Raw genomic sequence first — 20,841 nt, forward strand, 5'->3', positions numbered from 1 at the left:
AAAAATATTCTTTGTTAAAAAACTTAGAAATGTTTTCTATTGCATATCAAATAAATGTTTCTCTGCATGGTAAGAAGAACGAACCAGCGGTCCAGACTCCACATACTTGAATCCCATTTCCAAACCAATTTTCTGATATTTCTCAAATTGTGCAGGCGTAATCCACTCGATTACAGGATGGTGAGCTTTGGTAGGCTGTAAATATTGCCCCAGTGTCAAAATATGTACCCCAACGTTATATAAATCTTGCATTGCCTCGATAACATCTTCCTCTGTTTCACCTAAACCAAGCATAATTCCTGATTTTGTACGGAGTCCAGCTTCAGAAATTCGACGCAGACACTCAAGTGAACGATCATATTTAGCTTGAACGCGAACTTCTCTTGTCAAACGACGTACAGTTTCAAGGTTGTGCGAAACAACCTCTGGACGTACTGCAATCACGCGGTCCAAATTATCCCATTGTCCTTTAAAATCTGGCAAAAGTGTTTCTAAGGTTGTTTCAGGACTTTCCCTTCGGATGGCATTAATTGTCTCCGCCCATATTATCGAACCACCATCTTTTAGGTCATCACGATCCACCGAAGTGATCACACAGTGTTTTACCTGCATTAACTTGACAGAATTGGCAACACGATTAGGTTCATCCAGATCCACCGCCAACGGACGGCCTGTTGCTACCGCACAAAATGAGCAAGAACGTGTACAGATATTTCCCAAAATCATGAAGGTTGCTGTTCCAGCCCCCCAACATTCGCCCATATTCGGGCAATTTCCACTCTCACAAATTGTATGTAATTTATGCTCGTCTACAAGACTTCTGACATGTCTATATTCTTTACCAACAGGCAATTTGACACGCAACCAATCAGGCTTGCGTTGTGCAGGAGTTGCCGGAATAACTGGAAGTTCAATCATACAACAAAGTTAAGGATTAAAAATGTAATTTCTAACCGTCAATTTGTTGGTTTTATATCATAAAAAATGAGCGATTACCGTCAATAATAGAATTATGAAACAAAAATTAGGATATTTGTGTTGATTATCATTAATCTAATAACAAAACTATGCGACTGAGCCGATCTTTATCCATGTTGTTACTTGGGGGTGCAACCATTTTTACAGCACAAGCCCAAACCAACTTTGACATTATACCCAAACCTTCGAAAATCACCTTGGCTACTGGAACATACGCTATCCCTGCACATCTTCAGGTTATTGTTTCAGATGAATTTCAGGAGGCGACACAGTTACTTACTGAACACCCCGCCATCAAAAGCCTCACTGTCGAAGTACTCAAGAAAAATAAAAAAGGCCCTAAAGAAGGCTTTCGCATTATTAAAGCTGTCGATGCAGATAATCTGAGTAAGAACGCCTATTCCATTCAAATCGATGAAAAAGGCCTGCTACTCAGGGCTTGGAATGTACCTCAGGTGATCAATGGGATTTACACGCTGGTTCAATTAGGCTATCTACAAGCCGATCCAAGTAAAGTAGCCTATGCGACTATAGTCGATGAGCCTCGCTTTGCTTATCGTGGATTACACCTGGATGTATCGCGCCATTTTATGCCGCTATCTTTTGTAAAAAAGTATATCGACATCATGGCCATCTATAAGTTCAACAACTTTCATTGGCATTTAACCGATGGAGCGGGATGGCGATTGGAGATTAAGAAATACCCGGAATTAACACAAAAGGCGGCCTGGCGAACACATACCAGCTGGAAAGATTGGTGGAACAATGGTCGTCAATATGTAGAAAAAGGTACGCCAAATGCCAGCGGTGGATTCTACACACAGGAGGAAGCCCGCGAATTGGTCGATTATGCAGCCGGCAAAGGAATCAATGTTATTCCCGAAATAGAAATGCCCGGACATTCGGAAGAAGTATTGGCTGTGTATCCCGAACTCTCCTGTTCCGGAAAGCCCTATAGTCAGGGAGAATTCTGTATCGGCAATGAAAAAACCTTTGAATTTCTGAAAAATGTATTGGATGAAGTGCTTACAATATTCCCTTCCCAGTACATTCATATCGGTGGTGATGAGGCTGAGAAAAAGCATTGGGAAACCTGTCCAAAAGATCAGGCACTCATGCAGAAAGAAGGACTGAAATCTGTCGACGAACTGCAGAGCTATGCCATCAGACAAATGGATCAATACCTGCAATCTAAGGGTAGAAAACTGATCGGTTGGGACGAAATCCTACAAGGGGGACTTACCGAAGGAGCTACCGTCATGAGCTGGCGCGGTGAAGATGGCGGCATAAAGGCCGCAAATGCAGGACACGATGTCATCATGACTCCCGGTTCACACCTCTATTTTGATTCTTATCAGACAGACCCTCGGACACAGCCTGAGGCCATCGGCGGTTACCTGACACTGGATAAGGTGTATTCATATGATCCTATTCCAGCGGCCATACAAGGAGATAAAGCCAAGCATATTCTCGGAGCACAAGCGAATATATGGACAGAATATGTTTCTACCACCGAACACCTTGAGTATATGGTATTCCCACGTGCATTGGCTTTAGCAGAGGTCAATTGGACCAATAAAGATGGGAAAAGCTGGACTGACTTTCGTCGAAGACTGCAATCTCATTATAAGCTTTTACAAGATCTGAACGTCAATTATTACCGTCCTTCCTTTAATGTCGCTTATACGGCCACCTACAATGCAGCTAGAAACAACAATAAAATTATGCTGACAACCGAGCAACTAAAAACAGATCAGATCCGATATACCATTGATGGCAGTGAGCCTACAATCCAGTCTACGCCGTATACCGGACCATTTGAACTCAGCTCGACAGGCCATATCAATGCGGCTTATTTTCTAGATTCTATCAAAATTGGTCCAACCCTATCCTTTGATATTGACATTCATCGCGCTATCGGAAAAAAAGTAACGTACAACACAGCATGGTCGGGATATCCAGCACAAAAAGATTCTACCTTAACAAATGGAATCATGGGTGGACTTTCCTATCACGATGGCCAATGGCAAGGATTCACCAGTCCGATTGATGTGGTCGTGGATATGGAACGTAGAGAAGAAATACACCAGGTAGCCATGAATTTTATGCAGATGATTGGCCCGGGCGTTTACATGCCCGGAGAAATGGAAGTCCTGCTTTCGGATAATGGCCGTACCTTCAGATCGGTAGGAACAATCAAAAATGATATATCCGATAAAGAGTCCAAGTTGACTTTCAAAAGGTTTGAACTCAAACTTGACAAAGCACAGCAGGCGCGTTATATAAAGATCAAAGCCAGCAATCCTAAAAAAGGATACTTGTTTACAGACGAAATCATCGTTTATTAAACACATCTGGACAGTTTTCTAAACCTGCATGTTTTATTGACTTGTGGTTTCTCATTAAAGCATCAATGAGTTCAAAACTCACTGTTATCGGAAAACAACAACCTTCATGATTTCACAGCACCAATAGCTCTAAAATCATGAAGGTTCTATACTCGTTTTTGTTTTTCAGGACTACTTTTCCAACAAACGGCATTTAATTTTGAAATATTATTAAAATAAATACTTAATTTTCAAAATTTAAAATGTAACTTTGCACTCCGACAAAGCAGTCGGAATGACCCTTCCCCATGAGCTATTTTTGATTGTCTTTGCTCAGATTTACAATAGGAAATTTAATTTTTTGAACTAGATATAATGCCAAGAAACACTTCCATTAAGTCGGTTTTAATCATCGGATCAGGTCCCATCGTTATCGGTCAAGCTTGTGAATTTGATTATTCTGGATCTCAAGCATCCCTTTCATTGAAAGAAGAAGGTATTGAAGTATCCATCATCAACTCAAACCCTGCAACAATCATGACGGACAAAGTTGTTGCGGACAATGTCTACTTACTTCCATTAACTTGCGAAAGTATTGAAGAAATTTTGCAAAAACACAACATTGACGCTGTACTTCCTACCATGGGTGGCCAAACGGCTTTGAACTTATGTATCGAAGCTTCCAACCTAGGCCTTTGGGAAAAATACAATGTAAAAGTTATCGGTGTTGATGTTGCTGCCATTGAAAAAACTGAAAACCGCGAAGAATTCCGTCAATTAATGGTTGATATCGGTGTGGGCGTTGCAACATCCAAAATTGCAAACTCATTCCTTGAAGGTAAAGAAGCGGCACAAGAGATTGGCTATCCGCTTGTTATACGTCCATCTTATACCCTTGCAGGTACGGGAGGTGGATTTGTTCACAGAAAAGAAGATTTTGACGCAGCCTTAAATAGAGGTTTACATGCATCACCAACACATGAAGTTTTGGTTGAACAAGCTGTATTGGGCTGGAAAGAATTTGAGTTGGAATTACTTCGCGATACCAATGACAATGTTATCATCATCTGTACTATTGAAAACTTTGATCCAATGGGTATCCACACTGGAGACTCGATCACTGTTGCACCAGGCATGACATTATCAGACAAATGTTATCAAGATATGCGTAATCAGGCTATCCTGATGATGCGTTCAATTGGTACATTTGCGGGTGGTTGTAACGTTCAGTTCTCTGTAAACCCAGAAAACGAAGAGATCATCGCCATCGAAATCAATCCACGTGTATCACGCTCTTCCGCTTTAGCATCGAAAGCAACGGGTTATCCAATTGCGAAGATTGCAGCTAAACTGGCGATCGGTTACAACTTAGATGAATTACAAAATCAGATCACAAAGACAACATCCGCATATTTTGAACCAACATTGGATTATGTGATTGTTAAGATCCCTCGTTTCAACTTCGATAAATTCAAAGGAGCAAACAAGGAATTAGGTCTACAGATGAAAGCGGTAGGTGAAGTAATGGCAATCGGCCGTACATTTATCGAAGCTTTACAGAAAGCATGTCAATCCTTAGAGACTGGCCGCGCTGGTTTAGGCGCTGATGGTCGTCAATGGAGAAACCTTGACGAAATCATGGATAGTTTGGAACATCCAAGTGGTGACCGCTTATTCCATATCAAAGATGCTTTCGAATTAGGCGTTCCTTTGGAATCTATCCGTAAGGCAACACGTATCGACAAATGGTTCTTAGTACAAATCCAAGAGTTGGTACACCTTGAGCAAGAATTACGTCGTTATCAATTGAATAATATTCCACGCGACTTCTTCATGACCTTAAAACAAAAAGGTTATTCAGATGTGCAAATCGCATGGTTATTAGGAAATGTAACCGAGGATCAAGTTTACGATCGTCGTAAGGAGTTAGGCATCAACCGTGTTTACAAAATGGTCGATACTTGTGCTGCAGAATTCCCTGCACAAACACCATACTACTATTCGACGTTCGAAGAAGAAAACGAATCCATCTCTTCAGATAAAAAGAAAATCATCGTTTTAGGTTCTGGTCCAAACCGTATTGGTCAAGGTATCGAGTTCGATTACTCTTGTGTACACGGCTTATTGGCGGCTAAAGAATGTGGTTACGAAGCGATTATGGTTAACTGTAACCCGGAGACTGTATCGACAGACTTCAATATGGCTGACAAATTATACTTCGAACCCGTATTCTGGGAACACGTACGTGAGATCATCGAATTAGAAAAACCCGAAGGTGTTATCGTTCAGTTGGGTGGACAAACGGCTCTTAAAATGGCTGAGCGTCTAGAGCAACTTGGCGTAAAAATCATCGGTACTTCATTTGAGAACATGGACTTGGCAGAAGACCGTGGCCGTTTCTCCGATCTATTGAAAGAATTAGAAATTCCATATCCAAGATACGGTGTCGCAACTTCAGCAGAAGAAGCATTACAAGTTGCAAACGAAGTTGGCTATCCAGTATTGGTTCGTCCTTCGTACGTATTGGGTGGACAAGGCATGAGCATTGTCATCAACGATGAAGATTTAGAAAAAGCTGTCGTCAACTTATTGAAAAACCTTCCTGGAAATCATATTCTGATTGACCACTTCCTGGATCGTGCAGAAGAAGCTGAATCAGATTCAATCTGTGATGGTGAAGATGTACACATCATTGGTATGATGGAACACATCGAGCCTGCAGGTATCCACTCTGGCGACTCATCGGCAGTATTGCCTCCATTTGGCCTTTCACAAGCTGTTCAGGACAAAATGGAAGAATACTCTATTAAGCTAGCAAAAGCGTTGAACGTAAGAGGTCTATTAAACATTCAGTTTGCTGTCAAAGGTGAAAATGTGTATGTTATCGAGGCTAATCCACGTGCATCACGTACAGTTCCTTTCATTGCTAAAGCATATGATGTTCCTTACATCAATATCGCAACTAAAGTCATGTTAGGTGTCAATAAGTTGAAAGACTTTACGATTGAACGTAAATTACAGGGATACGCGATTAAAGAACCTGTATTCTCTTTCAACAAATTCCCTGAAGTAGACAAGCAATTAGGCCCTGAAATGAAATCAACTGGTGAAGCAATTCGCTTTATCAAAGATCTTCACGATCCTTATTTCAGAGAATTGTACAATCAAAAATCAATGTTTTTGAATGCACAATAAGGCATATCAATCAAATAGAAAAGGCTTGCAAATGCAAGCCTTTTCTATTTGATATCTTTCACACAGCGAAATCCAACATTATTTGTAGGACTGTTGACCTCCCCTTTTCCTCTGCTTCCGGCTTTATACCTTTCACAATATTGATCGTTGCAAAGAAATGACCCGCCCCGTTGAACGCGTTTTTCGAGGTTTGGCTCCTGCGGATCATAAGAATCCTGTGGTCCTTTGGGATTCACTGCTGTACTATGCTGATAGTAATCGGGCCTATAAAAATCAGCACACCATTCCCACACATTCCCTTCCATATCATACAGTCCCAATGCATTTGCCTGAAATGATTTTACAGGTGCAGCCCCCTCAAACCCATCTTCCTTTGAATCTTGCACAGGAAATTTTCCCTGATAAATATTTGCGGTCCATTTACCATTAGGCTTCAAGTCCTTTCCCCAATAATACAAGTCGTCGTTTGCATCATTACTTCCCCTAGCCGCATATTCCCATTCCGCTTCTGTCGGCAGTCGTTTGCCCGCCCACTTCGCATAGGCTGCGGCATCTTCATAGGCAACCTGAACAACAGGATAATTCATTTTGTCCTTTATTGAGCTATTCGGTCCCTCGGGATGTTGCCAGTTAGCACCAGGGACATACTCCCACCACATCAGGTAATTATTTAATGAATTGAGTTCTTTGGGCTTAGAGAACACAGCCGATCCCGGGACTAACATCTTGGGATCCACCCCCGGAAAATCTTTCGGATCCAACTCCCGCTCAGCAACAGTTACATAACCCGTCTCCTTTACAAACTGCGCAAACTGTGCATTTGTGACCTCATGTTCATCCATATAAAATGAATTTAGTTCAACCTGATGTAGGGGCTTACTATCTTCAAAATTTGAACTTCCCATTAGAAATTTGCCCCCTTCGACCAATATCATTTTGTCCGCATTCTTGCTTTTTAGCTGGGCAATTTGGGATTTTATCATACCAGCGCGCGTAGGTATATTTTCCCCAACACAACAGGAAAGTGTATCCTTAGTGGAAAATAACGATAAACAGGTAATTAGAGTCAGATTGAATAACATAATTAAAGATAAACATAAAAGGGGAACAATAAAAAGTTCCCCTTCAATAAGTCATTTTATATAGGAGGGCTATACGCCCAATTGTATATTTTCTTTTTTCGCTGATCTCGAACGGATAGGCGTATTTCCGCCACCTTTTAACGTGATTTCTACCGGCGTATTATTTTTCCATGCACCTTTTGTGAAATCCGGTACATCAACTGTTTTACAGTTCTTTTCGACAGATTCGAAACTCAACGGTACGATACAGCTCCATGAAGCAGCGTCATAGACATCCTGATCCAAAGGTAATCCATTGCGCAAACAATCAATTAGACGCCAGTCCATCATAAAATCCATCCCACCGTGTCCACCGACCTGCTTTGCCTGCTCACCAATATATTTTACCAATTCTGGGGTGTATTTATCATACAGTTCTTTCAATTTCTGTTCTGTAATGAATTCATGACCAAAAGCAATATTCTCCGTAGGATACTTTTGTGCAAACCCTTTGGTACCACTCAGTGTATGTAGCCTAGAATAAGGTCTAGGAGAAGTAACATCATGCTGCAACATAATCGTTTTCCCTTTGGCCGTACGGATAAGCGTTGTATTCATATTACCACGGTATTTCTTTCCTACAAATTCCTGAAAAAAAGAATCCTTAGCGGCTAACTCTTTCGCTTTTTCTCCCATCATAAAATCACTGGAAGACATCGCCACAAGATGATCCATTTTATCCCCTCTATTGATATTTAAGCATTGTGCCACAGGTCCAAGTCCATGTGTAGGGTACAGATTTCCATTTAGTTTTATATTTTCTCTTAGGCGCCACATGTTATCATAGCCATTTTTTGCAAAGTTAAGATCAAGCAAATCGTGAATATAAGCACCTTCAGCGTGAACGAGCTCGCCAAACAAGCCTTGGCGCACCATATTCAATGTCAGCATTTCGAAGAAATCATAACAGCAGTTCTCCAGCATCATACAATGCTTTTTAGTTGCCTCGGATGTTTTTACCACCTCCCAACAATCCTTGATTGTCAAAGCGATCGGGACTTCACAAGCCACGTGATTACCCGCTTTCATCGCCGCAATACTCATCGGAGTATGATAATCCCAAGGCGTACAAATATAGACCAGATCAAGCTTCTCTTCTTTCAACAAGGTTTTCCAGCCATCTTCACCTGAATACGCTTTAGGAGCTGCTAGACCTTTCGATGTAACAATTTTTGTTGCGCGCTCCACCCGGTCTGGATGCTTGTCACAAAGTGCGACAATTTCGCATCCCTCAATAAAGGACAAGCGTTCAACAGCACCAGGACCGCGCATACCCAGTCCTATCACCGCTACTCTGACTTTATCGATTTTTGGAGCTGCATATCCAGACATATTAAACGACGCGGCTGCCGTATTGGCATTGACCAGAGTAGGGAGTGAAACAGCCAGCGATGACAATATTCCGGCTTTTTTAAGAAAATCTCTTCTAGAATCCATAATTTAAAGTTCATATAAATTTAAAGGGACCAATTGGTCCCTCTAAAAAATCACCTATTTTAAAACAAACTAAACAGTCAATAGAAAAAATCCTTTTGGATCGGATTTTATAGTTGGTTCTATTTAAAGAACTTAATCTCTATAACAATAATATAACACTTTTTTCTAAATAAAAAATGAAACTTGAAAGCAATCGTTTGCTTAATCTACACAAACGATTGCTTAAATTTTTATCTTCGTTGTTTTTCAATCGATATTCTGCAGCCACAGAGTTTTTAATAATGAAATTCCGAGTAGAATAATGGCATTGCTACAATATAATCCAGCAATGATTACTAATGAATGCCGAGCTGCATTTGTTATCGTTAAGCAATTGTAACTTCACAGAGGCCTAGCTAGAGGTATAATGTTATCGGGTTCCTGATCGGGATATGTGGATGAGAAATAGTATGTGGATACAATGATATCTGCCTTATTAAGCTTAATAATAGTGTAGAATGACCGTATAACATATGAATTTTATAGCAAGAACTATAGCCACTCACTGTATAATTCGCAACAGTTGGATAGCCTATAAGGAAAGTAAACTCAAGCAACGTACTGCGATAACCAATAGGCGGAGGATATGCAATAGCATTGTACGGGGAAGTACAGGCAGGTAGCTAAACGAAAGAAGCCCTTGACTGTTTCCAGCAAGGGCTTCCGTGTAAAAAAAGGCACCGACCTACTCTCCCACCTGTTACGGCAATACCATCGGCTCTGGCGGGCTTGACTGCTCTGTTCGGAATGGGAAGAGGTAGACACCGCCGATATAGGCACCTAAAAATCTTTATTGGTCTGCTTCCTTTTAGGAGCATCAGGCCAACTGACATATCTATTGAAAGAGCTTCGTTTCTGTTTTGTTATTCTTTTCGTTTCTAAAAATTAAAGAGGAAGACAACAGTGTTATCTGCTTGAGAAAGCTTCGGGCTATTAGTACCACTTGGCTTTGGTCTCTCAACCTTTACACCTATGGCCTATCAACGTAGTCATCTTCTACGACCCTATAAGGAAGTCTCATCTCGTGGCTAGTTTCGCACTTAGATGCTTTCAGCGCTTATCTATTCCAGACGTAGCTACCCTGCCGTACACCTGGCGGCATAACAGGTTCACCAGAGGTCTGTCCAACCCGGTCCTCTCGTACTAAGGTCAGATCCACTCAAACTTCCAACGCCCACAACAGATAGGGACCGAACTGTCTCGCGACGTTCTGAACCCAGCTCGCGTGCCACTTTAATGGGCGAACAGCCCAACCCTTGGGACCTTCTCCAGCCCCAGGATGTGACGAGCCGACATCGAGGTGCCAAACCTCCCCGTCGATATGAGCTCTTGGGGGAGATCAGCCTGTTATCCCCAGCGTACCTTTTATCCTTTGAGCGATGGCCCTTCCATACAGAACCACCGGATCACTATGTCCGTCTTTCGACCCTGTTCGACTTGTCGGTCTCACAGTCAAGCAAGCTTATGCCATTGCACTCCACGTACGGTTACCAAGCGTACTGAGCTTACCTTTGAAAGCCTCCGTTACCTTTTTGGAGGCGACCACCCCAGTCAAACTACCCACCAAACAATGTCCTCCACATGATGGAGTTAGAAACCGAATACAGAAAGGGCGGTATTTCAAGGTTGATTCCATGACTCCTGGCGAAGCCACTTCAACATCTCCCGCCTATCCTACACATCCTGTACCCAATCTCAATGTTAAGCTATAGTGAAGGTGCATGGGGTCTTTCCGTCCCGTTGCGGGTAATCGGCGTCTTCACCGATACCACAATTTCACCGAGCTCATGGCTGAGACAGCGCCCAGATCGTTACACCATTCGTGCAGGTCGGAACTTACCCGACAAGGAATTTCGCTACCTTAGGACCGTTATAGTTACGGCCGCCGTTTACTGGGGCTTCGATTCAATGCTTCTCTTGCGATGACATCCCCTCTTAACCTTCCAGCACCGGGCAGGTGTCAGGCCTTATACTTCATCTTGCGATTTTGCAAAGCCATATGTTTTTGTTAAACAGTCGCCTGGGCCTTTTCACTGCGGCTGCTCTTTCGAGACAGCGCCCCTTCTCCCGAAGTTACAGGGCCATTTTGCCGAGTTCCTTAGCCATGACTCACTCGAGCACCTTAGGATTCTCTCCTCGACCACCTGTGTCGGTTTGCGGTACGGGTCTTCATAACCTGAAGCTTAGCGGGTTTTCTTGGAAGTCTGTTTACCTGCTCTATCAGCGCCACCGGAGCTTTGCTGTACTATTGGGTTTCAGCAGGGTCGGCGGATTTGCCTACCGTCCCTATACCTACGCCTTTCAACGAACTATTCCGTCAGTTCGCGGCAGTGTCACTACTCCGTCACCACATCGCAGTTATGAAGAGTACTGGAATATTAACCAGTTGTCCATCGGCTTGCCCCCTTCGGGTGCGCCTTAGGTCCCGACTGACCCTGATCCGATTAACGTTGATCAGGAAACCTTGGTCTTTCGGTGGGCGGGTTTCTCACCCGCCTTATCGTTACTTATGCCTACATTTGCTTTTCCATAACCTCCACAGTTCATTGCCAAACTGCTTCCCCGGCGATGGAATGCTCCCCTACCAGATGCATATCTTTCAATGCAAATCCATAGCTTCGGTACCGTTCTTGATGCCCGTTTATTATCCACGCCCGGCCGCTCGACTAGTGAGCTGTTACGCACTCTTTAAATGAATGGCTGCTTCCAAGCCAACATCCTAGCTGTCTGGGCAACCGGACCTCGTTAGTTCAACTTAGAACGAATTTGGGGACCTTAGCTGATGGTCTGGGTTCTTTCCCTCTCGGCCTTGGACCTTAGCACCCAAAGCCTCACTGCCGGCTATATTTGATAGCATTCGGAGTTCGTCTGGATTTGGTAGGATTTGACTCCCCCGCACCCAATCGGTAGCTCTACCTCTATCAAACTCTACGCCGACGCTGTTCCTAAAAACATTTCGGGGAGTACGAGCTATTTCCCAGTTTGATTGGCCTTTCACCCCTACCCTCAGGTCATCCGGAAACTTTTCAACGTTTATCGGTTCGGTCCTCCATTACATGTTACTGCAACTTCAACCTGCCCAAGGGTAGATCACAAGGTTTCGCGTCTACCTCATCTGACTATGCGCCCTATTAAGACTCGCTTTCGCTTCGGCTGCGTCCCTGAAGGACTTAACCTTGCCAGACAAGAGTAACTCGTAGGCTCATTATGCAAAAGGCACGCTGTCACAGGACCTGCCTGCTCCAACCGCTTGTAAGCACACGGTTTCAGGTTCTTTTCACTCCCCTGTTCGGGGTTCTTTTCACCTTTCCCTCACGGTACTGGTTCACTATCGGTCTCTCAGGAGTATTTAGCCTTACCAGATGGTGCTGGTGGATTCCCACAGGATTTCTCCGGTCCCGCGGTACTCAGGATACCACTATGTCAACATTCTTTACCTGTACGGGGCTCTCACCCTTGTCGCGCAGTTTCCCACCTGCTTCCAGTTCATAGCGCTGTACAATGTCGTGGTCCTACAACCCCGACCATGCCGTAACATGATCGGTTTGGGCTCTTTCCCGTTCGCTCGCCACTACTTGGGAAATCATTGTTATTTTCTTCTCCTACGCCTACTTAGATGTTTCAGTTCAGCGCGTTCGCGTTTTATACGACTATTCTTCAAATAGTCAGGTTGCCCCATTCGGAAATCTCTGGATCAAGTCGCATTTGCCAATCCCCAAAGCTTATCGCAGCTTATCACGTCCTTCTTCGCCTCTGAGAGCCTAGGCATCCCCCGTGTGCCCTTATTTACTTTCTTCACCGGCATAGCCTTTTGCTACTATGCGGCTGCTTTTGATATATATACCCATATGCTACGTAAAGATTCGTTCGGCCTTGACCGAGGGTCTCCTCTCTACATCGAACACATACACGTATTGTCTCTATACTGTTGTCTTCTCTTGTAATTTTTTTTCTCTTTCAATATGTCAAAGAACTCTTTTTCCGGTATATATGAAGTATATCGCTATATACTTCCCCGGAGATGTGGAGAATAACGGATTCGAACCGTTGACCCCCTGCGTGCAAGGCAGGTGCTCTAGCCAGCTGAGCTAATTCCCCAAACGTTTTCGTAGTCCCGAGCAGATTTGAACTGCTGACCCCTACATTATCAGTGTAGTGCTCTAACCAACTGAGCTACGGGACTAGCTTATCTTGTTCATCTCTTTCTCTCGGTCCTGCTCCCTTAGGGGCGGGCACTTTCTTCTGATGTTTTTTTCTTCTTGCAATCATATGTAACGTGACGAGCACCGATCTTCGATACTCTAGAAAGGAGGTATTCCAGCCGCACCTTCCGGTACGGCTACCTTGTTACGACTTAGCCCCAATTATCGGTTTTACCCTAACACGCTCCTTTCGGTAACATGCTTTAGGTACCCCCAACTTTCATGGCTTGACGGGCGGTGTGTACAAGGCCCGGGAACGTATTCACCGCGTCATTGCTGATACGCGATTACTAGCGAATCCAACTTCATGGGGTCGAGTTGCAGACCCCAATCCGAACTGTGAATGGCTTTTAGAGATTAGCATCATATTGCTATGTAGCTGCCCGCTGTACCATCCATTGTAGCACGTGTGTAGCCCCGGACGTAAGGGCCATGATGACTTGACGTCGTCCCCACCTTCCTCTCTGTTTGCACAGGCAGTCTGTTTAGAGTCCCCATCTTAAATGCTGGCAACTAAACATAGGGGTTGCGCTCGTTGCGGGACTTAACCCAACACCTCACGGCACGAGCTGACGACAGCCATGCAGCACCTAGTTTCGTGTCCCGAAGGACGAGTGCGTCTCTGCACTCTTCACTAACTTTCAAGCCCGGGTAAGGTTCCTCGCGTATCATCGAATTAAACCACATGCTCCTCCGCTTGTGCGGGCCCCCGTCAATTCCTTTGAGTTTCACCCTTGCGGGCGTACTCCCCAGGTGGATAACTTAACGCTTTCGCTTGGACGCTGGCTGTCTATCGCCAACATCGAGTTATCATCGTTTAGGGCGTGGACTACCAGGGTATCTAATCCTGTTCGATCCCCACGCTTTCGTGCATCAGCGTCAATACCAGCTTAGTGAGCTGCCTTCGCAATCGGAGTTCTAAGACATATCTATGCATTTCACCGCTACTTGTCTTATTCCGCCCACTTCAAATGGATTCAAGCCCATCAGTATCAAAGGCACTGCGATGGTTGAGCCACCGTATTTCACCCCTGACTTAATAGGCCGCCTACGCACCCTTTAAACCCAATAAATCCGGATAACGCTCGGATCCTCCGTATTACCGCGGCTGCTGGCACGGAGTTAGCCGATCCTTATTCTTCCAGTACATTCAGCTAGATACACGTATCTAGGTTTATTCCTGGACAAAAGCAGTTTACAACCCATAGGGCAGTCTTCCTGCACGCGGCATGGCTGGTTCAGGCTTCCGCCCATTGACCAATATTCCTTACTGCTGCCTCCCGTAGGAGTCTGGTCCGTGTCTCAGTACCAGTGTGGGGGATTCTCCTCTCAGAGCCCCTAGACATCGTCGCCTTGGTAAGCCGTTACCCTACCAACTAGCTAATGTCACGCGAGCCCATCTCTATCCTATAAATATTTAATCAACCGAACATGCGAACTGTTGATATTATGCGGTGTTAATCTCTCTTTCGAGAGGCTATCCCCCTGATAGAGGTAGGTTGCTCACGCGTTACGCACCCGTGCGCCACTCTCACCATCTTCGAGCAAGCTCTCCGATGGATCCCGTCCGACTTGCATGTATTAGGCCTGCCGCTAGCGTTCATCCTGAGCCAGGATCAAACTCTCCATTGTAAAATGAAGTTTTTGATTCCAACTATTTATAATAATCAGAATTCTTTTTTTATATCTCTGATCTTGGATCGAATTGAACAATTACTTGAATTTGTTCATGACTTTCGACTTTCGTCTGTCTACTCGTCACGCTTACATGATTGTGTTTTCTTAAAGAACTTTTCTCGCTTCAACTTCCGTATCCGCTATATTCCGAGGGCATTGCGCCCCTCTTTATCGTTTTGTTTTTCCCTTCGTTTCCGTTGGGACTGCAAAGGTAGAAATCTTTTTTGAACTTCCAAAAACTTTCTGAAGTTTTTTTTCTTTTCTCTTTTTCCGATTTCCGCGTTTAAAATAAAATCAGCGGGATTTTAAATCCTGCCAGACTTCTCTTAAACCCTTCTTTTTTTTCATGGTTCCTTCTTTTGAAGTAACCGTCCCTCCCTTGCGGAGTGGTGCAAAGATAAGGAGTTTACAAACAAACTTCCAAGCCTTTTGTTCTTATTTATTTCATTTTCCCCTTAACTGCCTGTAACGGTGCGATATTCTTTTTGTAAAGCAGGTGATCGGAAGGCTGGGATGGTTGATTCCGCAGCGGAATGGGACTGGGAACCGGACTTTGGTGCGGGCTTTACAGGGAAAGAGGGATGGACATTGTATTGTTCGATCTGTTTCTGCCTAAACTCAGGAACCACTTTGGTAGCCCTCTTGGCTCAATGCCCAATTGAAGATGGTGTACACTGGCGCAGCCGATGGACGGACGGATATTGATAAGGCCAGAAAGATCGCAGCGGAAAGAAACCGCAATGCAGGATATAACAGGGGACGGACGGATACCGTACTTTCTTATCTGTTTACTTAGGTTTAGTTTAGGGTTTAGTTAGGGTTTGTTTAGGTATAGTATAGGTTATATCTAAACAAACCCTAACTTATTGCTAAGCTAAATATAAACAAAAGCTAACCTAAGGAATAAGAAGCCCTCAACTTTTCTTTATTTACTGGGGAAGCATGGCTCATTTAGGGCAAACTAGGGTTCCGCCTCGTGGACAGGGCTCCGGCTGCTGCGCAGGGCTTGCGGGAACCTTCGGCCCCCATATCCACCTGCTTCGTACCATGCTCGGGGCAGATTTGCCCTGCAACCGTGTTCTGTCCGTGTTGAGTCCGTGTTGAGTCCGAGTCTAAGCCCGCACTTACCCCGCTGCCAACACGGGCAAATGACGCTCCGAACGCGACCATATCCCCTGGATGCCCCTAAAAAAGGCCAACGCCAATCCGAACCGCAGCCGAAAAACTCCGCAGCGACGCTGCAACACGAAAACAACTCGGAAAAACACGCTATAAAGAAGGAAAAAACCATTTCGCGGTACTGATTTGCCGTACTGATTTCAAGCATCGGAATTAAATACAATGCTTATGAAGAAGTTAGCCTGTTATCGGCTTGAACGGCGACTGATCATAGCGCTCACATGGAATGACCAAAAGAGAACGATAGAATATACCTACAGGGACAAATGAGGTCTATTGAATCCTTATTACATAATAAGTATTAACACCACATAATTATATAAGTATTAGCGCTAACAAAATTATATAAGTAATAAAATTACATAGGCATTAACATGATGTAGAAGCATCCACGAATCCACACTAATGCAGCAAAATATACACAAACGATGCCACCTCTTATTGACTAAAAATTCAATAAATCATAGCATCGTTTATTACTGTATAAAGCGTGTTCGTACGAAGAAAAAGATTAAGAAAAAGCGTTCAGCCCCGTAATATCTTGTCCTGTGATCAATAAATGAATATCATGCGTCCCTTCATAGGTAACTACAGACTCTAGGTTCATCATATGCCGCATCATTGGGAAGTCACCGACAATCCCCATTCCGCCAAGAATCTGCCTAGATTCACGCGCTATCTGCAGCGCCATATTCACATTGTTCCGCTTTGCCATGGAGATTTGCTGAGGAGTAGCACGCCCCTCATTCTTGAGTACTCCTAAACGCCACGACAGCAACTGCGCCTTGGTAATTTCTGTCAGAAATTCCGCCAGCTTCTTTTGCTGCAATTGAAAACCGGCAATTGGCTTTTCAAACTGATGTCGCTCCAACGCATATTGAACCGCAGTTTCATAACAGTCTATTGCTGCTCCGATCACGCCCCATGAAATTCCATAGCGGGCCGAATTCAAACAGGAAAGTGGGCCACGCATTGAATTTACAGCAGGAAGTATATTTTCCGCAGGGATATAAACATCATGAAAAACCAATTCACCTGTTTTGGAAGCGCGCAACGACCACTTATGCATGGTCTCCGGAGTTTCAAAACCAGCCATTCCGCGCTCAACAATAACTCCCCGTACTTTCCCGGCCTCATCTCGCGCCCAAACGACGGCAATATCACAGATAGGCGAATTTGTAATCCACATCTTTGCTCCATTTAATAAAAAACCAGCTCCTTTTGCCGTCAATTTCGTTTCCATTCCACCCGGATCAGAACCATGATTAGGCTCAGTAAGCCCAAAAGAACCGACCAACTCCCCCGATGCCAACCGCGGTAAATATTTACGACGTTGCTCCTCACTACCAAAGGTATAAATCGGAAACATCACCAAAGAGGATTGCACCGATGCTGCCGAACGAATTGCCGAGTCGCCGGCTTCCAATTCCTGCATAATTAAGCCATAGGAAATCTGATCCAACCCTGCCCCACCATATTCGACAGGAATATAAGGTCCCAACGCTCCAATTGCCCCCAATTTAGGCATCAAACCCGCAATAGCACGGTGCTCCTGCGCCGCATCTTCAATGAAAGGCTTTATCTCTGTTTTCACAAAATCACGGACAGACTGCCGTATCAGTTTATGTTCTTCGGACAATAAATCGTCCACCTGGTAATAATCGGTATTAATCTGTTTGATCATGATATAGTCTACATTAGCTATCTAAGATAACGATTATTTTTCACTGAACAATATTCAGAACAAACTTGTCAACAAAAAATTTATTTCATATATTTAAACTATTCCACGAATAAAATAAACCATTATGATAAAATCAGCGCTTAAAACACTTGGAATATCTTCCCAGAATTTAGGATCATCAACTGGACAGCAATGGTTTTCCGAAGGTAAAGAATTCGAATCCTTTTCACCTGTCGATGGAAAACTCATCGCAAACATAAAAAGTAGCAATCGTAAAGACTATGAAGCAGTCATTAAGCAGGCCGGAGATGCATTTTTACACTGGCGCCTACTGCCTGCTCCAAAAAGAGGAGACATCGTTCGCCAGTTGGGAGACAAGCTACGTGAGCTTAAACCTACTCTCGGAAAATTAGTTTCCTATGAAATGGGAAAATCTTACCAAGAAGGCATGGGTGAAGTCCAAGAGATGATCGATATCTGTGACTTCGCCTTGGGCCTATCCCGTCAATTGTATGGTAATACCATCCATTCGGAACGTCCTGGGCACCGCATGTACGATCAATATCATCCTTTGGGTGTCGTCGGTATTATTACAGCATTTAACTTTCCAGTGGCGGTATGGGCATGGAACACCGCCCTCGCCTTGGTCTGCGGCAACACTGTCGTCTGGAAACCCAGCGAAAAAACACCGTTATGTGCCATAGCTTGCCAAAAATTATTTGCAGAAATCTTACACAACAACGGGCTGCCCGAGGGAATATCCAACCTCATTATGGGCGACAGGGAAGTTGGCGAGTGGCTTTCGGCAGACAACCGCATCGCCTTGATTTCTGCAACAGGATCTACCCGAATGGGAAAAGAAGTCGCCGTTACCGTAGCACAACGCCTTGGTAAAACACTTTTGGAGCTCGGTGGAAACAATGCGATCATCGTTACTCCAGACGCCGACTTAAAAATGACCATTATCGGTGCTGTATTTGGTGCCGTAGGTACAGCCGGACAACGCTGTACAAGTACCCGAAGACTTATTATCCATGAGGACATTTATGACAACGTCAAAAAACAACTGACAAAAGCTTATGGTCAATTAAAAATTGGTGACCCTTTGGACACGAAAAATCATGTGGGACCATTGATCGACAAAGCCGCCGTAAAATCATACTTAAACGCACTGGACAAAATTAAAACACAAGGGGGAAAAATGCTGATCAAGGGAAAGGTCCTTGAAGGCAAAGGGTATGAAAGTGGCTGTTATGTGCAGCCTGTCATTGCCGAAGTTGAAAATCATTATGAAATCGTACAGCATGAGACCTTTGCCCCTATTCTTTACTTAATCAAATACAAAGGGGATATCAGTGCGGCCATAGCACTTCAAAACAGCGTCGCCCAGGGATTGTCTTCTGCCGTTATGACCAACAACCTACGGGAAGCCGAGCTATTTCTCAGTGCTGCTGGCTCTGATTGTGGTATTGCCAACGTCAATATCGGCACATCGGGCGCCGAAATCGGAGGTGCTTTTGGAGGCGAAAAGGAGACTGGCGGAGGCCGGGAGTCTGGATCAGATGCCTGGAAAGCTTATATGCGCCGCCAGACAAATACCATCAATTATACAACTGACCTTCCCTTGGCACAAGGTATCAAATTTGATTTATAAACCATTTACACACAAAACTATGAGCAGCGTACATGAAAGATTAAGCAAACATATATTAGCCGATGGATTCCCTTTGGTTATGGATATGGAGAAATCCCATGGTTCTTATGTCGTGGATGAAAATGGGAATGAATACCTCGATATGTTCAGTATGTTTGCCTCCATGGCCGTGGGTTACAATCATCCACATTTGGTCAAACAACGTGACTTCCTGGGTAAAATGGCCGTCAATAAGCCAGCCATGTCAGATATTTACCCCAAAGAGTTTGCTGATTTTGTCGACACTTTTGATCGCGTAGCCATACCGAAAGAACTCCCCTATGCCTTTTTCATCTCGGGGGGAACACTCGCCGTGGAAAATGCATTAAAAGCTGCCTTCGACTGGAAGACAAGGCTTAATTTCGCACAGGGAATACAAAAGGAAGCCAGCCAGGTCATTCACTTTAAACAGGCTTTTCATGGTAGATCGGGCTATACCCTGTCATTAACGAATACACAAGACCCCAGAAAATACCTTTATTTTCCAAAGTTCAACTGGCCACGCATTACCAATCCTAAATTGAGCTATCCCTTAACAAGCGAACATATCGATCAGACGATTGCTTTGGAGGAAAAAGCTGTCTCGGAAATACGTCAGGCGATCACGGCTAACCCCAACGATATTGCCTGCATTATTATTGAACCGATACAGGGTGAAGGTGGCGACAACCATTTTCGAAAGGAATTTTTCGTACAGCTTCGTCAAATATGTGATGCAAATCAGATCCTCTTAATTTTTGATGAAGTACAGACGGGATTGGGTATCACGGGAAAAATGTGGGCTTACCAACATTACAACGTCATTCCCGATATCATTGCCTTCGGCAAAAAAGCACAAGTCTGCGGTATACTGGCGAGCAAGGAAAAATTTGATCAGGTGGAACATCATGTCTTTCAAGAATCCAGTCGTATCAATTCGACATTTGGTGGCGATTTTATGGATATGCTCCGCTTTAAATTAATTCTTGAAGTCATAGAGCAAGAAAACCTGATTCAAAATGCGGCAGAAAAAGGGCGCTATCTACAAGATAAGCTCCAGGAACTGCTATCGAAAAAACCGCAGCTGTCCAATTTACGGGGTGAGGGTTTATTCGTTGCAGTGGATTTCGAATCGGAAGCTGCACGGAATGAATTTATCAAGAAAGCCTACGCCAATAAACTGATTATGTTAGGCTGTGGAGAGAAAAGTATCCGTTTTAGACCGCACCTCAATGTGAGCTATGAGGATATCGATAAAACGATAGCAATTATAGAAAAAAGTATTTCCTAAAAAGATATGCAATGCTAAAAGCTCTAAAATAGCCCATCG

At 44.0% G+C, this 20,841-nt stretch carries 9 protein-coding genes, 2 tRNA genes and 3 rRNA genes; 5 read left to right on the forward strand and 9 right to left on the reverse strand.

The window, feature by feature from the left end; translation table 11 throughout:
• Nucleotides 1-36: 36 nt before the first annotated feature.
• Entirely contained in the window at nucleotides 37-918 is an 882-nt protein-coding gene (gene lipA, locus AACH28_RS12885; protein ID WP_046672297.1) for a lipoyl synthase, read from the reverse strand.
• A 173-nt stretch (nucleotides 919-1,091) separates the two neighbouring features.
• Here lipA and AACH28_RS12890 point away from each other — a divergent pair, with 173 nt between their 5' ends.
• Both AACH28_RS12890 and carB read left to right on the forward strand, forming a co-directional pair.
• A complete protein-coding gene (locus tag AACH28_RS12890; protein WP_341830679.1) occupies nucleotides 1,092-3,326 on the forward strand; it encodes a family 20 glycosylhydrolase in 2,235 nt (744 codons plus the stop codon).
• 354 nt (nucleotides 3,327-3,680) lie between these two features.
• On the forward strand, nucleotides 3,681-6,500 hold the full coding sequence (gene carB / locus AACH28_RS12895; protein ID WP_115047090.1) for a carbamoyl-phosphate synthase large subunit: 2,820 nt from the start codon (nucleotides 3,681-3,683) through the stop codon (nucleotides 6,498-6,500).
• 44 nt (nucleotides 6,501-6,544) lie between these two features.
• On the opposite strand, the gene AACH28_RS12900 is transcribed toward carB, so the two are convergent.
• The 7 genes from AACH28_RS12900 to AACH28_RS12930 all read right to left on the reverse strand — a co-directional run bounded on the left by AACH28_RS12900 (nucleotide 6,545) and on the right by AACH28_RS12930 (nucleotide 14,931).
• Nucleotides 6,545-7,483, reverse strand: coding sequence for a formylglycine-generating enzyme family protein (locus AACH28_RS12900; RefSeq protein WP_286777011.1), 939 nt, complete (start codon nucleotides 7,481-7,483; stop codon nucleotides 6,545-6,547).
• 168 nt (nucleotides 7,484-7,651) lie between these two features.
• On the reverse strand, nucleotides 7,652-9,058 hold the full coding sequence (locus AACH28_RS12905; protein WP_286752228.1) for a Gfo/Idh/MocA family protein: 1,407 nt from the start codon (nucleotides 9,056-9,058) through the stop codon (nucleotides 7,652-7,654).
• A gap of 711 nt (nucleotides 9,059-9,769) precedes the next feature.
• Nucleotides 9,770-9,881, reverse strand: a 5S ribosomal RNA gene (gene rrf / locus AACH28_RS12910).
• A gap of 130 nt (nucleotides 9,882-10,011) precedes the next feature.
• Nucleotides 10,012-12,893 (reverse strand): 23S ribosomal RNA (locus AACH28_RS12915).
• A gap of 228 nt (nucleotides 12,894-13,121) precedes the next feature.
• Nucleotides 13,122-13,195: transfer RNA gene (locus AACH28_RS12920), tRNA-Ala, on the reverse strand.
• Between the two features lie 11 nt (nucleotides 13,196-13,206).
• Nucleotides 13,207-13,280: transfer RNA gene (locus AACH28_RS12925), tRNA-Ile, on the reverse strand.
• A gap of 122 nt (nucleotides 13,281-13,402) precedes the next feature.
• Nucleotides 13,403-14,931: ribosomal RNA gene (locus AACH28_RS12930) — 16S ribosomal RNA — on the reverse strand.
• Together the 16S, 23S and 5S rRNA genes with 2 tRNA genes alongside form the textbook arrangement of a ribosomal RNA operon.
• Nucleotides 14,932-15,447: 516 nt before the next feature.
• Between AACH28_RS12930 and AACH28_RS12935 the strand changes: the two genes are divergently transcribed.
• A complete protein-coding gene (locus tag AACH28_RS12935; protein ID WP_341830680.1) occupies nucleotides 15,448-15,681 on the forward strand; it encodes a hypothetical protein in 234 nt (77 codons plus the stop codon).
• Nucleotides 15,682-16,666: 985 nt separating this feature from the next.
• Here AACH28_RS12935 and AACH28_RS12940 read toward each other — a convergent pair.
• Nucleotides 16,667-17,839, reverse strand: coding sequence for an acyl-CoA dehydrogenase family protein (locus tag AACH28_RS12940; RefSeq protein WP_341830681.1), 1,173 nt, complete (start codon nucleotides 17,837-17,839; stop codon nucleotides 16,667-16,669).
• A gap of 124 nt (nucleotides 17,840-17,963) precedes the next feature.
• On the opposite strand from AACH28_RS12940, the gene AACH28_RS12945 reads away from it, so the two are divergent.
• Together AACH28_RS12945 and lat are read left to right on the forward strand one after the other, a co-directional pair.
• Nucleotides 17,964-19,493, forward strand: coding sequence for an aldehyde dehydrogenase family protein (locus tag AACH28_RS12945; RefSeq protein WP_341830682.1), 1,530 nt, complete (start codon nucleotides 17,964-17,966; stop codon nucleotides 19,491-19,493).
• A 19-nt stretch (nucleotides 19,494-19,512) separates the two neighbouring features.
• The gene (gene lat / locus AACH28_RS12950; protein ID WP_286770668.1) at nucleotides 19,513-20,802 is read left to right on the forward strand and encodes an L-lysine 6-transaminase; all 1,290 of its coding nucleotides are present in this window, start codon (nucleotides 19,513-19,515) and stop codon (nucleotides 20,800-20,802) included.
• The last annotated feature ends 39 nt before the right edge of the window (nucleotides 20,803-20,841 follow it).

Source organism: Sphingobacterium thalpophilum (genome assembly GCF_038396785.1).
Taxonomy (GTDB): domain Bacteria; phylum Bacteroidota; class Bacteroidia; order Sphingobacteriales; family Sphingobacteriaceae; genus Sphingobacterium; species Sphingobacterium thalpophilum_A.